The sequence below is a fragment of the Cupriavidus sp. MPR-AND1C genome (assembly GCF_058809705.1).
In genome coordinates this window covers 103883-117995 of record NZ_JBXASU010000007.1, presented here as the reverse complement: position 1 = coordinate 117995, position 14113 = coordinate 103883, and the positions used below count along the sequence as shown (strand labels likewise).

General features: G+C 55.6%; 6 protein-coding genes and 1 pseudogene. 1 reads left to right on the top strand and 6 read right to left on the bottom strand.

Annotation, left to right across the window (positions count from 1 at the left end):
• Nucleotides 1-53: 53 nt before the first annotated feature.
• The 3 genes from AC1RWI_RS06840 to AC1RWI_RS06830 all read right to left on the bottom strand — a co-directional run bounded on the left by AC1RWI_RS06840 (nucleotide 54) and on the right by AC1RWI_RS06830 (nucleotide 8654).
• The gene (locus tag AC1RWI_RS06840) at nucleotides 54-1514 is read right to left on the bottom strand and encodes an ISNCY family transposase (RefSeq protein ID WP_492865282.1); all 1461 of its coding nucleotides are present in this window, start codon (nucleotides 1512-1514) and stop codon (nucleotides 54-56) included.
• 2089 nt (nucleotides 1515-3603) lie between these two features.
• Nucleotides 3604-7602 (bottom strand): PIN domain-containing protein, encoded by a 3999-nt coding sequence (locus AC1RWI_RS06835; RefSeq protein ID WP_043355224.1) that lies wholly within the window; start codon nucleotides 7600-7602, stop codon nucleotides 3604-3606.
• A gap of 116 nt (nucleotides 7603-7718) precedes the next feature.
• Entirely contained in the window at nucleotides 7719-8654 is a 936-nt protein-coding gene (locus AC1RWI_RS06830) for a LysR substrate-binding domain-containing protein (RefSeq protein WP_052495059.1), read from the bottom strand.
• A 410-nt stretch (nucleotides 8655-9064) separates the two neighbouring features.
• On the opposite strand from AC1RWI_RS06830, the pseudogene AC1RWI_RS06825 reads away from it, so the two are divergent.
• Nucleotides 9065-9691, top strand: a pseudogene (locus tag AC1RWI_RS06825) (aspartate/glutamate racemase family protein); the annotation flags it as partial.
• A 273-nt stretch (nucleotides 9692-9964) separates the two neighbouring features.
• On the opposite strand, the gene AC1RWI_RS06820 reads toward AC1RWI_RS06825, so the two are convergent.
• Genes AC1RWI_RS06820 through AC1RWI_RS06810 form a run of 3 tightly spaced genes read right to left on the bottom strand, consistent with a single transcriptional unit; the run spans nucleotide 9965 to nucleotide 14107 of the window.
• Entirely contained in the window at nucleotides 9965-10384 is a 420-nt protein-coding gene (locus tag AC1RWI_RS06820; protein WP_082055149.1) for a hypothetical protein, read from the bottom strand.
• Entirely contained in the window at nucleotides 10368-12422 is a 2055-nt protein-coding gene (locus tag AC1RWI_RS06815) for a hypothetical protein (protein WP_144409990.1), read from the bottom strand. The genes AC1RWI_RS06820 and AC1RWI_RS06815 overlap by 17 nt, the downstream gene beginning before the upstream one ends.
• A complete protein-coding gene (locus AC1RWI_RS06810; RefSeq protein ID WP_124684266.1) occupies nucleotides 12419-14107 on the bottom strand; it encodes a site-specific integrase in 1689 nt (562 codons plus the stop codon). Before AC1RWI_RS06810 ends, AC1RWI_RS06815 begins: the two co-directional genes overlap by 4 nt.
• Nucleotides 14108-14113 lie beyond the last annotated feature (6 nt).

Here is a 14113-nt window from a genome sequence, read left to right as displayed (position 1 = left end):
GTGTCCAGGCTAGATTCAAATGTCCTCTCTCTGGCCAGACCAGAATGTCCGGTCTAATGCAGGCTGGTTTTGATTCGTTGACGTTTTTTTCCTGGCAGTTTCCGTAAGGCAGTCGAGCTGGCCTGAGGCGGTAAGGTATCTACAGGGTGGGGCGGTTGCGCCAGTTCATCGATGGCGCGACGCAAGTCTTGCGCATTCAGCTGCCGTTGTCGTTTCGTGCCCGGCGTCACCTGTTCAGGCCGTTGCCGCGGTTTTTGACCGGTCAGCGTGCGCGACGGTGTCGCCAGGATGCGACGATTGTCGCGCTGGGCCTGCACGCGCTGGGCGATCTCCAGCACATGCCCCAGCCGCTTGTTCTCCACTACTGCGCCCTGATTGATCTCGGACAGCCGGTCATAGAGGACGTAGGGCAGGGAAGTCCCGTCGGCCCACAACTCGATACGGCCGTCCGGGTATTCGGCCACTTCGATGTAGCGATGGATCAGGGGGCGCCGCTCGGGTTGGTCCGCGATGAGATACAGCTTGCGGTCGTACTGCAGCGTCAGTCGGTTGGAGACTTTGCGCCATTCGCGCCAGGTAAAGATGCGCTCAAGGTCCTCGTCGGGCCGCACGGGCCGGTGCGCGTTGAAGTCGCTTCTGGGCGTCTTGGCGAAGCGCACATTGAAGTCCGCCAGGAAGACCGGGGCAAAGGCATTGGCCTCGGCCAGCGTCGAGATGCCGCGTTGGCGCAGTTCTTTGACCAGGCGGTCCTGCAGCGTGCCGTTCATTCGCTCCACACGGCCCTTGGCCTGGCTGCTGTTGGCGCACAGGCTCTCGATATTCAGCTCGTACAGCGCGCGCCCGAACTGCGTATGGTCCCGCCCCGTGGTGACACCTTTGGCATTGACCCGGAAGATGCTGGCCTTGTCGCTGTAGAACGCCACCGGCTTGCCATGGCGCTCGATGTAAGCACGCGTCGCGGCAAAATAGGCAAAAGTCGATTCGGTCGGCACGAACAGCAACTGCATCAGGCGGCTGGTGGCATCGTCGACATAGACCAACAGCGTGCACATGGGCGCACGCTCCTCGAACCACGCGTGCTCGCTGCCATCGATCTGCACCAGTTCACCCAGGCAGGCGCGGCGCTTGCGCGGCTGGTGCAGCTTGGGCGGGCGCAGCTTCCTGGGGACCCAGAAGCCGGCGTCAATCATGATCCGGCGCACCGTCTCCTTGGCCAGCACGATGCCATGGCGCTCGCGCAGCTTCTCGCAGGCCAGCGTGGGACCGTAATCGGCGTAATGCTCCTGGATTAGCGCGCGTGCCTGCGCTTCGAGCATCCTTGGCAGTTGGCGATGCCCTGGCTGCCCGCGCTGGCGCGACAGCAGGCCCATAGGGCCATCGGCGCGCCAGCGCTGGACTAGCCGCCGGACTTGCCGCGTCGTCAATTCCAGGCGCTCTGCGGCGCGCCATTGCGCCAGCAGACCCTCGGCTGTTGCCTGAATGACCTTGAAGCGGTCAACTTCACGCAGACTCATGGTGATCAACCCTCGATCCTTCACGGCGCGCTCCCGTCCAACTCAGGCGCTACCAGTATAGGTCTATCCAGAGGACATTCTGATGTGGCTGGAAGCGGACATTCTGATTTGGCCTTCACAACACATATGCCGCATAATCTGTCTTATGTTAAATCCAGCCCGGACCTCTGCAGCCCAATACCGGCGCGGCTTCCAGTCGAAAGACGCAAAACTATGTTTGATCGCGACGTAAATACGTGTCCGAATGCTCTTCGGCTCATACGCGCCAAAACAAACATACTTTTTCATTTGCATCCCTTACTGCCCACAGTTTTGTTATCGGCCGAATGCCTTCGACCCGTGCGATGATGTCCAACGCATACGTGCCGCAGGAGTTTACATGGCCGCTCAAGAAGATGGGCTAAGCATCTCACCGTTTCCTTCTTCCCTGAGGGATCTCCGAACTCTATGCCAACCAGGGCATCCTTGCGATCCCGTCGATCGCGCTTTACATGATGGCGCGTATCAGGAGCTGGGGACTGTACTGCAGTGGCTGTCTGGATTTGCTACCCATGCTACGGAGCGTGCCTATGAGAAGGAAGTCCATAGGTTTTACTGCTGGGCGCTCTTCATCGATCGAAAGCTGTTGGCCGAAATCACCCCGTCAGACCTAGACTTCTATGATGCATTTCTCCGGGATCCTCCAGACTCCTGGTGCGGAATGCGCAATCGGCGTCGTACTGCCGGAGATTGGCGGCCGTTCGAGGGAGCTTTGTCGGACGCGAGCTGCTCATTCGCATTTCGCGTCTTGGAAAGTTTATTTTCGTTTCTGGTCGATTTCCGGCACATCCAATATAACCTCTTCCGCGAGCGACGAATCCGTCGGAAGAAAAGTGCCATGGGATCCACAAAGCCCTCGAGATCCCTGCCCCTTTTGTCGTTTGTTCGATTACTCCGAGAGCTCGAGTTAGAGTGCGAGAAGTTTCCAGTCGGACATCCAGCGCATGACGAGGCCGAGCGGATGCTCTTCGTAATTCGGTTCATGGGAAACACTGGCATCCGCGGGGAGGAGTTGGCCTGTATCCGCCTGTCCGATTTGTTTTGCTACAAGTCACCAAGCTCCGGAGATGAAACGTGGTCGCTTTCTTTAAGGAACGCGAGCGGGCAGCAGGCAAGGAAGATTGTCCTGAATCCTTCGGCCAAGTATGCCATTTACAGATACTTGGCGGCACGTGGTATCCACATTCCTCCTCCTCCGTCAGCAACGCCCTTGGTATCCCGGCTCCACGGAGACGAGCAAGCTGTTCCTTTAGGCCGGGACTCAATCTATGGAATAGTAAAAAACGCCGTGAACCTCGTTGCCGACAGGATCGAACACAAAAATCCGGATGAAGCTGCCCGTTTTAGGAAGGCAACTCCCCATTGGTTGAGGGTCACGTATCGTCGAATGAACGTAGATTCTCGGCAAAATGTCTACGCAATCCCAAGGATGAGTGCTTAGCTTACGGCATATCGGCACCGCTGCACCCGCCCAGGGCACCACCATTCGGCATATGGATACGCGAATAGTCTCGGCATCGTTGTCACTGGCTGGGTTACCGGCTATACGAGCCTGTGGAGTGTTGTGCCGCCGCCAACTAGCGCTGAATCTGAAAATCCTCTAACTGCTATTTCTCGTTCACACATCGCGCCACGCTCGAGTGCTCAGGTTCGCCTTCAGCGCAATTCTGAGCCATAGAGACGAACAAAAGCCCGCTTGCGCGGGCTTTTGGCGGCCACCAATGAGACATTGGGGTGGCCTCGTAGGCTAGGCCTGCTTCCATTATGCCATCGCGAAGCAGGGCTTCATCTATCTCGCAGACGGGGGCAGATTCCAACTGCCGCCGATAGCCTGAAGATGGGCCGCACTGCCAAGGCAGCCAATTGCCTGGCGGTCACGGCAAAGCGTCGGTGGACGCGAGCAGAACGCTTATGATTGACTACTAGCCACGCATTGCTGCCACGATATCAGCGGATTGCCAAATGCACGTGCGTCATTCATGCGCAACGTATAGGTGATGCGACGAAAGCTGGCCTGCCCTGCCCTACGCGTTGACCCGTCGCCGTCCTATTAGCTTGCCGTTGCCGGTGACACCGTGACGTTTGTGAGCGCTTTCGCATTTGGCTGATGAACGACGAAGCCGGTTCTGCAATAGAGCGCTCCGATCGCGGGCGGCTCTATCGCGCCGCCCTCCCCGGCCAATGCAATTCCCGTTTCTAAGCCATGCTCCAGCACGTTGAGAAATTCAGCCTTGTCTTCCCTGGGAATCTCTCGTGTAGCGGGATACGGCGAGGTATAAGCAAACAACATGTCCGCTACTTGCCGCAACCATCGGGCAAAGCCCTCGCGCATTCCTGTGACGTTATCCTTTCTGCGAAACAAGCCATTGGCGATAAATTTCACGAACTCTACAACTGCGCCGTACTGCATGGACACGTTTGGCATTCCTTGAATCAGGTCGCGCGCTAGGCCGATCGCGTACCGGCGATTGAGCGCGGTTGCGAGGTGGGTGGCAACAAATTCAAGCGTCCGCGCCGCCATCTGCGGCTGCTGGAGTCCCCAAAAGACGTCATCTGCATGAAGGGCGAAAACGGTGCGATTGTGCAGCGCCGAGTTGAGGGCGAACTCTGCGTGATCACCACGTGAGATCTTGCCGTCCTGCAAGCCCTTCATCGCCACGAGATAGGGGAACACACCCTTGATACCAAACACTCCATAGACCCAGTTCCTAAGGCGTTCATCCACCGAGAACAAGGCTGCCCCCTTTTCGAGGCACAACGCGAGCGCGTCATAGGTATCTGTATCGAGAAGATCCTTTAGAAGGATGAGTTCGTGAGGCATTTGCTCCGGCCCATACACCGGGCAAACTTCGCAGTGTTCGTCCATTAGCCTCAATGCTTCGGTATATTGGCTTGCCTTCCACTTGCGAGCCTCTTCCGTGATAGGCAAGAATGCGAACTGCCCATCTATATCGGCCGCATGTCCCTCTGCGCGAGAATCCAACGCCTCGACTTCCGCTTGTTTGAATCGATCGTAGGTCCCCCGGCAAACATACACCCGTGGCAACACTGAGAGAAGATCACCCTGTCCAAAGCGGACAAGTTCAGCCAGCGTGAGCGCGTCCATCACAACGGGGAACGATTGGTCGAGCAACAATGCACTTGCGGCCTCAAGCTCTGGCGCTGTGGTGACACCACTTGCGAGCGGAGGGTTGCGCTGGTCCCAACTGAAGACCATTTGCATGCCGTCGGCGCCGAGCATTTGCGCACACAAGCCAAGCGGAAGCTTGCTCTCGGCGTATTGCTCCATTACCGATTTGCTACGTTGCGTTTGCGCCTTGAGTCGGTCATGGATGGGCGAGACATCCAGGTTCCCATCCTCTTTCTCGGTCAGGCTGAAGAGCTGCAGACCAGGCGCGGGTTCTAGCGATTTCGACAAGAGTTCGTGCGCGTACTCGCCCAGTCCTTGATGAGCATCACTGATCTCACGAATCGTGAAATTGCGAACATCGAACGTTCCCTCGATGTCAACGGTGTCGCCGCATGCCAGTCCTAGCATCGTTTTCGCCAGCGGGCTGTCCGCAGCAAGGAATCTCGCAGATTTCGGCAGATCCGTCATGCCTGCAGGATCGATCACGATTTTTACGATGCTCCTGTCCGCGCCCTCAAGCGTCACCATGGAGCCAGGCCTCACCTCCGGAAAGTGTGTTCTACCGTGTCTGGCTCGGTGACCGATCAAAACTCCCATTAGATAGGAGGAGGCGGCACTGACGTCGTCCATGTTCGAGCGGAACATGCGATAAAGCCGCGCGTACCCGACCTCTGGCTTGCCATACTGCAACTCTGCCGCCGCCAAGTGCGCGATCTGCTTCAGGGTCCCCGTAAGACGCTCGGGCGCCTCGCTGAAGGCGTTTCGGATTTGTGCGGGTGGTCTGGTATGAAGAACAACTTGGTACCAAAAGACCCATGCTTCCGCCCGCTCTGGATGGGCCTCGCGATGCAGTCTCGCAAGCAGTTCGAGCTGGCTCCAGTCATTGGCTTCTTGTGCGACGCCCATCGCTAGGCGGCGGAAGGCGTCATCTGAAAGCCATTCGGGTGGCACTTTTTCCAGGAGGTCTTTTGACTTTCGCCGGTACCCACCAAACAATAGGGCACGCAGTCGTCGCGTCTGAATTGGTAGGCTGCGGCCGCTGGGGTCCACCGACTCCAAGAGGCCGACGGCGTCGGAGAACTGATCGGCGCGAATCAAAATATCCGCGACGATCAGACGCTCGCGCGAACTCGAATGGGTGGAGACTCGCTTCTTTATGACCTCGACAAACCGGAGCGCTTCGCTGTCACGGCCGGCATTGAGCATCAGCCCCGCAAAGGCGCTGAGTGTAATCAGATCAAGGCCATCAGCGGGCGTCTCACTGACTTCCTTGACCACCTTTTCGGATTGGCCGGAGTTGCACGCGCACACCATTTCAAGCAGCTTGACAACCGGTTTCTCGTCCGGCGCATGCTCGCGCAATGCGTGAGTGATGCGAGCAAATGCCTCGGACTCGCCTCGGTTTGCGGCCGTTTCGGCCGCAAGGAGCAATCCGTCTTCGTCCAGCGCATTGAGGTGGGCTATGGAAAATTTAACAAGATCCTCGTGCCGGCGGAGGAAGAGCAAGGATCCGATGTGTAGGGCGGCCACGTTATCGGCATACTCAGGAATTTCCGTTTCGATTCGCTCGCATATGGCGAGCGCCACGCCAGGCTTGCCGGTTAGCATGTGGGCAAGCGCCACGTGCGAGGCAGCTTCGGCCCTGTGCTGGCTATTTTCGATCCGCCATAGTTCTGTTGCCGCAGGCTCGAACGCGGCGATTACCTCATCGAGACCCTCACGCAAATCTTCGGCGTAGGCGTCGAAGTCCGCGGAAATCCCGTCCTTTCCTGCGACGCTAACGATGATGCCTGCGGCCCCTTTGCGGGTGAAAAGGCCTGCATCCTTTGCGCGTAAAGCTCGCCGTGCGTAGGTTACCGCCAAGTCGCTCTGTTGCCGATAAAAGGCGTAGGCCATCATTTGCAGCGCATCTGCTTCTTCTCTGAAGCGCGCCGGCAATTCGGCTTCCGTCAAGTCCTCGTTCTCGCAGATTCGAGCATTGGTAGCCGCTAGCCAAACATGGAGCGAAAGCGGGAATAGGCCTAGCAGGCGTGCCCCTTCAGCGTTGGCAAGCTTGAGGTCTCCCTGGATGATATGCGCTCGGATTTTGTTAGCGGCGATGCGCTCGTCATCCCAAAACAGGTCATAGGCACGTAGAAACCACTCAGCAGCGACCTCCTCACGATTCTGTTGCCAGTGTGCAATGCCATTCTGAAGAGTCCAGCGCGCCTTCTGATGTCTGTCGAAGCTCGCGATCTCGGTTTCGAGAGTGGCAAGCAACTCCTGCGCAGCCTGAAATTTCAGGCCGCGCAGCAGGTCGTTCACCTTGTCAAGCTGCCTCGTCACAAGCCCATTCGGTGAATCTGTCCGACCTGTAGGCAACATCTGCAATAGTGCCGCCTTGAATGTTGCTTCCATCGTCGCAGGCATGGCAGCGATCTGCGCCCCAGTCCTTTCTCCCTGCTCACGTAGCACCGCAATGGCACCGCCCGCGCTGTTTGGGGAGTATTTCGGATGCAATGCGTCGTATCGTTGGATGTGGTTGCATATCTCGGTCCACGATTCCACTTCGACCAAGAATTGGCCATTGGCCTGCCGAAGGTCGCTGACTTCCTGTGCGTGCTTGACGAGCGCCGTGTCGCTTGCAGCTGTCGTGGCAATTATGAGGCGGACAATCTTCCAACCCGCCGCGTCGGCCGCGGCAACCTCATCATCAATTGTCTTGGTGGTCACCCCGCCATCGACATACCGCTTGCACTGGATGCCAATTCGACCGGCTCTTGATGTAACGAAAATGTCTACACCGCCCTGCTTCTGCCCTGATCTGCCGTTCCTCTTTGGAGTCGGATCGTCGAACACGACACCGTAGACATCCGTGCACATGTTTTCGAAGCTGTCAGCATTCGTTGGCTTTGAGATCTCGATCTCGAACGCGCGCATTCTGTAGGCCTTTCTAGTTCTGTGTCGACGGATGACCCTTGCAACCATTCCGCGGTCATTGCTTCCCCGCATTCTGCCAACAGGTCCCAGCGACTCCCCTTCCCTTCGCCGCTTGTTCAGACTGGAGCATCATCTTCGACGTGTTCACACGATGAAGTATTGTCCAATGACTGCCACAGGTCTTGCAGCGTAGGGTTGGCGTTGGCAATCGCCCGGTAGCACCTGATTTCCAATTGAGCAGTCCAGGTGTCGTGGCCCGCCTGGACGAGGCGTCCCGCTGCGATCTCCTCCGCAACCGCGCTTACCGGTAACCACGCAACGCCGTATCGCTCGACCACCATCTTCATCAGCAACATCGCCATGTCCGCCTCGTAGCAGCTACGCAGATGGTACGGTGCGTCGGCGCTGTTCAAGATCATATCGACAACGCGTCCCATGAATGTCGTGGCCGTGTACGCGAGGTACGGGAGCGGAGCGTCGGTCGTGCCCGGCAGCGAAAAGATCGGTTTGCCGCGGTCGTCTGGCGCAGATACAGGGATGAAATCCTCATGGCCTAACGTGATGCCGGCGAACTTGTCGCGGTCGAGCAGGATCGGCACGAGTGGATGGTGATAGCCGATCATCAAGTCGCAACTGCCTTCAGCCAATGCGACGACGGCATCGTGAACGTTCGCTGCGACGACTCGCGCATTGAAATCACCGGTTTGTTGGTGGAACTGCTTCAACCACCTTGGCAAGAACGTCAACGAGAGCGTATGGCCGGCGGCGATCTGGATGGAACGGCCTGGCATCTTTGCCTCCTGGCGCAGTTCCGAACGCAGTTCCGTAATGGCACCGACGGATTCTTTGCTTTGCTCGCAGAACCTGCGGCCAGCAGGCGTCAATTCGACCGGGTAGGTGCCTCGGTCTACCAATTCGACGCCAACCCAATCTTCCAGCGACTTTACGCGTCGAGAAAGTGCTGATTGCGTAACAAATCGGAGCTCTGAGGCCCGGGAGAAGCTGTGCGTCTGTTCGATCGCCAAAAGATCTTCGATCCACTTCAGTTGCATTTGGCACCTCTTTGCCGCTGAGGGTCACACGTACCCAAGTGGGCAGCCGAACGCCCACGTAAACCCCATGTATGGACCGAAAACGCAAGAAATAAGCGAATCCTGATCATCAAAGTACAGCATAAAGTGCGCTATGTGGCGCTCCAAGCAAAACTATTCTGGTATGGAATAGTTTCAATTTACATCCTCATAAAGTGGATTCCATTGCGCTCCTAGAATCCGGTTGGCAAACAAGGCGCACTGATGAGGAATGCGATGGCTATTCAACAAGATTTCAAGGGAACGCGGCGCGAGCATGACTTGCTTGGCTACCGCGAGGTGCCGGCAGACGCGTACTACGGCATTCATACGCTGAGGGCACTGGAGAACTTCCCGATCACTGGCGACCCAATCTCGCGTCCAAGGACCAGGATCACATTAAGATGGTCGTGGAGCAGAATCCGCAAATCCCGGATCGCACGGCAAATCTGCTGCGCCACGAAGCGGACCCGACAGTTGCACTCTACGCAACCTGCAAACGTCTGGAATCTGAGGGGGCAAACGCCATTGCGATCCCCTGCAATACCGCCCATGCGTATGTTGAGCGGATTCAGCCGCATCTCTCGATTCCGATCGTCAACATGCTGACGGAAACCATCGGACACATCGTCGGCAAGTATGGAAAGGGAACGAAAGTTGGACTTCTTGCGACGTCGGGCACGGTGGAGAGTCGGGTATATCACGATGCTGCCGCAGGGCAGCTAGAACTGATCACACCGTCGCCCGACTTCCAGGCGATGGTGATGGAGGCAATCTATGGCCCGACAGGCGTGAAGGCTGGCTACACGCAGGGGCACTGTGCAGCGTCGCTTCGGGCAGCCATCGAGCACCTCCAAAATAAGGGTGCGCAAGTCCAGATCCTCGGCTGCACCGAACTCCCGCTCGTTTTCTCGCAGACCGACAGCTTCCCGGTCGGAAGCGCGAGCGTCGCACTAGTGGACCCAACTGATGTCCTTGCAAAACGGTGCGTCCAGCTAGCGTCCTCCGCCCAGGCGTAGTCACCTACGCAGCACCCCAGAGTTAGGTCGGCATGGACATCGCGTAACCCATTGAATTCGTAGCACTTTATTGGCCCGCAAGCATGTCCATACCTATGGCTCACCAAAGGCGTCCTTTGTCGTGTCCATGTCCATGATTGGGCTAGGTGCTGATGATTTCGAGGCGATGCGAATCGCGCTCGTCACGCGATTCGGGATGCGACGCTGGGTTTGAATCAATCTCCGCTGCGCTTGCAATGGCTACACCCACACTACTTACAGCGATGCACCGCATTACCTTCTCAAGGGCGTCGGCGGAGGCTGCAACTCGTCAACTTGGACTCGCAACAGCGCATTCTCTTGCAAGAGTTCGAGCACCGCGCGATGTGCATTCTCCAGCTTTGATTGCGCACTATCTCGCTCCATCGTGAGCCGCTTGACTTTGCTTTCAAGGGTTTCTCGCTCGCGCCGTCGACGTTGGCGTTCCGCCTTTACCTCCCGAAGTTGGTCATGAATCTCCACCCACGTCTGAATTTCGCGAACCAAAACCGGATAGCGACTCTTTTTCAGAGCCGAAGGGTCAGCACCAGCCTCCCTAGCCACATTGTTCTGACTAACGACGGTGCCGCGCGGAAGCAGCCGAGGATGACCGTCTCTCAGACGTTCAAAGGCTTGACGGAATCGTTCTTCTGCGGTTTCACTCGTCGATGACATTTAGAAAGTTCCTCAGGCCGTTCGCTTCGATTTCGAGCTTCCGTACTCTTGGACTGCCCGGCTTAGCTTGTTCAATTTCACGTTCGAGGGCGGCAAGCTGACGCTTCACAGATTCCCGCTTCTCACTATCAAACAATGCCTCCCTGCAAGGCTTCCTTCCATCGCCTCCTGCACACGGTGACACAGATTCAATCCCTCCGTACTCACAGTCGCCTCTCTTTGCGCACCCTCCAAGTCGAGTTGCACGAAACGTCACTTCTCCCTTGCGAGCAGCCTTTACAAGAGCGCGGAATTCGTTGACTTTGACGAGCTCTACAATCTCTTGCTTTCGCTGCATGCCTAAAGGTGAGACATATCGGTCGCTGGTTAGAGCTTGAATCTGCTTTGCAACCACCTCATAACGGGCAGCAATAGTCAGCTGTTCATATTCGCCATTGAGGCGCATGCGGCTGTAGTTAGCGCCGTAGTATTGAGTTTGAAGCACAGTGAGATGTTTCAGAATCACCTGGATGGAAGTGTTGCTAAGTAGTCCACTCGCGAACATATTGACTGCTCCGGTCCTGCGGAGACAGTGCCAAGCTAATGGCCATTTTTCACCAATGGTGAATTTCCCCATTTTTTCCAAGTTTGGAGTAAACATTTTTGCTATTCTCATATCCTCTTCTGTAATCCTCAGCTCTTCGTCGTCAAACAAGGCTGGACATCCTTTGATAACACTTTGATAGGATTGAGGAACCGGTCGCACAGCGTACGGTTTGTTGCGCCTTGAGGTTGACCAAGGCTCAAAAGAACCGTGGAATAGGTATGGGTTAGCTTTGTCGTCGTCACTACATGAGGCAGCTGGGTTTGCTTCAGCGCATCGCACACGCATTCTGGCGACCGTCGAAATCGCCTCTATCGCCACCTCGACGTGGGGACTTGTCGGCCACCACGCGTCGCTATCGGGGTCGGTCTTGGTGGTCTCACCTCGAACAATCAAATATCGCCCCAAGACCGAGTTCTCCTCCCACAGCAAGCAATCCGACCTCAATCCGGCCGCCTCTTCAAGCCGTTGAAACGTAAAGTTCAAAACGTACGCAAGACCCACGTTTTGAACCAACGTAAAATATGTCGACAGAGACCTTACGTCAATGTCCTCGTTATCCCCCGAACCTACCCATCGCTTAAGGAGCGGAGCGATGCCATAGTTCTCTGCGGTTGTTTCGAAGCGACCATAGCTTTCTCGCTTAGTCCACTTTCCTGCTCCTTTTTTCTGCTTCGTAAAAGGAAGGTATGTATCTGATGGACTGACCATTGAGACTGCATTCTCAAGCGAACCGAAGTTGTGTTCGTAGGCCTTTACGCAAAATTCAAAGCAGGCCTCTATTTTTCGCTTATGTGCGATAAAATCATCGAGAAATAGTCTTAGTCGCTGAACTTGGTAAACCCATATTCGAGGTGGTATGTAGGCGGTTTGGACGTGCTCGTCATCTGCGGACTCACTGATATGTCGCGAAAAGTAACGAAGCGCTATCTCATCGAATATAACAAATCCAATCTCTTCTCGCGCTCTAAAAAGTCGGTCGAGAAGGACAAGGACACGCTTCTTGTGATGTTTGCTCGGGAATAATCCGATGACCTTCGGAAACAATCGAGGGAATTTGCTTAGCTGGTCCGCCGTAATGCCTTCATGCTCGCAAAGAACGACAATGCGACGCACAGAACTGAACGCGACATCAATTGAGCTCCAACTTTGGCTACCGCGGCTTCCCCACATTATCCAGGTAGTCGCCAGCCTCAGCAATTGTTCATTTTTTGAGCCCAATGGTGGTACTTTAGGATGGTGCCCTCCAGTAAATTTGAGTACGAAGCTTCTTCCTACTTGTACAGAGTAGTCCCAACTCGGCTCGCGCCATCGTGATACAGGTATCCCATTCAAGTCTACGCTGACTACCCAATCGTCCGGTGGTGGCCAGTGCGGTGGACGATAGCAAGCCCAGTCGGGCGAGATAGGGTCGCCAGATATTTTCAAAGCAAGTTGGGTGACGAGCATATTCATTCCATCCCCTCCAATTCAAGCAGCACCTGCCGCCAGTCCGGGTGATAATCACCCTCATTGATACGCTCTTGTGCTTCGTGCACCCAACTCCGCCTCGCATCGTTTGACCGTTCAAACCACCTCAACTTCTCCAGAATTCTGTCTCGAGCTAACTTAGACGGGGGTTCAGGCTCATCCGCGTGGGGCAATCTCGCCTTGCTAAGCTCAATTAGCTTTAGTTGTCCGAACGATGCTAGCGACCAAACGTACTCAAACGAATCCACATCCCGATGGTTTACGCACCATAGGCATCCAGACGCCTTATCGCAGTCCGGTCGCGGCGCCCCTCTTGGAATGCTCTCAATCTCTTTAGGTTTGCCCGTACAACCACCTGGAGCCACTGCCTGCGTACGGGCCGAATGTGGGTCGTTTTTCGACCAAAACTTTGCCGACTCAACGATGGCCGTCTGAACGCTTGGCCGTTTGTAGACGCTAAGCAAGGTCCCCTTCAAATGCTGCGCCATTTCTGCGGTTAGCTCCGGATTGGCAGTCTCACGAAGCAGCCAGTTGATTCGAGTGTTCCGCAATATGAGTGGCGAGACAAAGGCAATTCCCTGCTCCCTGCAGATTTTCCGTAGACGGTGTCCGCTGGAACTCACCCCTAGCCGGCTTCCCTTCATCCCAATAAAAGGGAAAAGAAGCTTTGAACGAGGAAAAATTTTTCTTCGCCACTCGAGATAGCGCTCAAAATGAGGTCTGTACTCCGCGAATATTTCAAATAAGACGTCACCCCCGCGCCGAGCTTTATATTCCTTCACCTGATAACCGTTAAGGTAGCTACTGTATGAGAACCGACGTAGCTTGAGGTCAACGGCTGGAGTCAAATTCATCCCCGTCTGGCCGATGAACATGTGTAGTTCAGCTTCTATCCTCAAGTTTGCAAGAGGGTATCGCTCCCCTAGCCTTGTCTCCTGCGCAATCTCGCGGAGACCTGTGTAGTGACCCATTCTTTTTATCGACTTCCCGCTCCTCAGCGCAATTTTGACAGGTAGGGGAGCCTTTAGAACGGTCTGAAGAGGCAGACCATCGCAAATATCCTGTAGCAAGTGCCCAAAAGCAAAAGTGTCGCTCAGATTCTGCTTTTCAGCGCGGATGCCAACTGCGGATTTTCGATGACCTTTCCGCTCCAGTCGCGTTAGGTCCATTGCGGAGGTATGCCGGTCGAAAATCTTATCCAGCAAATTTCCCACTGCTGAGGCATATCCATATGCCGTACCCATCGAGATGCGATAGCTATCGGAGTTGCGTATGCCCGGTGGAGGCCGTCTTCCATTGCGTGTCCTGTACAGCAACAAATCAGCCCAAGCGCAGAAGGTTCCGGTAACCGCCTCCATGGTCAAAGGATGACGCTTGCTCTCGGCAAATCTGAAAAAATATCTCAAGTTCAGAATCTGCTTGTCAGCGTATTCTCTCGAGCCTCCTCCCTCCAGTTCTAAGTTGATTTGCTCGTGTAATGCACGTACTAGCTCCAAGCGTTCAAGTTTCGGCTTTCCAAGCGCTCCACTGGCTATCATCTCCTCGACACAGTCAGTCCGCGCCTGCGCCCCACCTTCATAGAGGAGGATATGCAGGTTCCATGGTGTTTCCTGGTCTCCAAAATGGACACTGGGAAAGCTAAAATCAAATAGCACTTCATCGATTCGCATAGACTA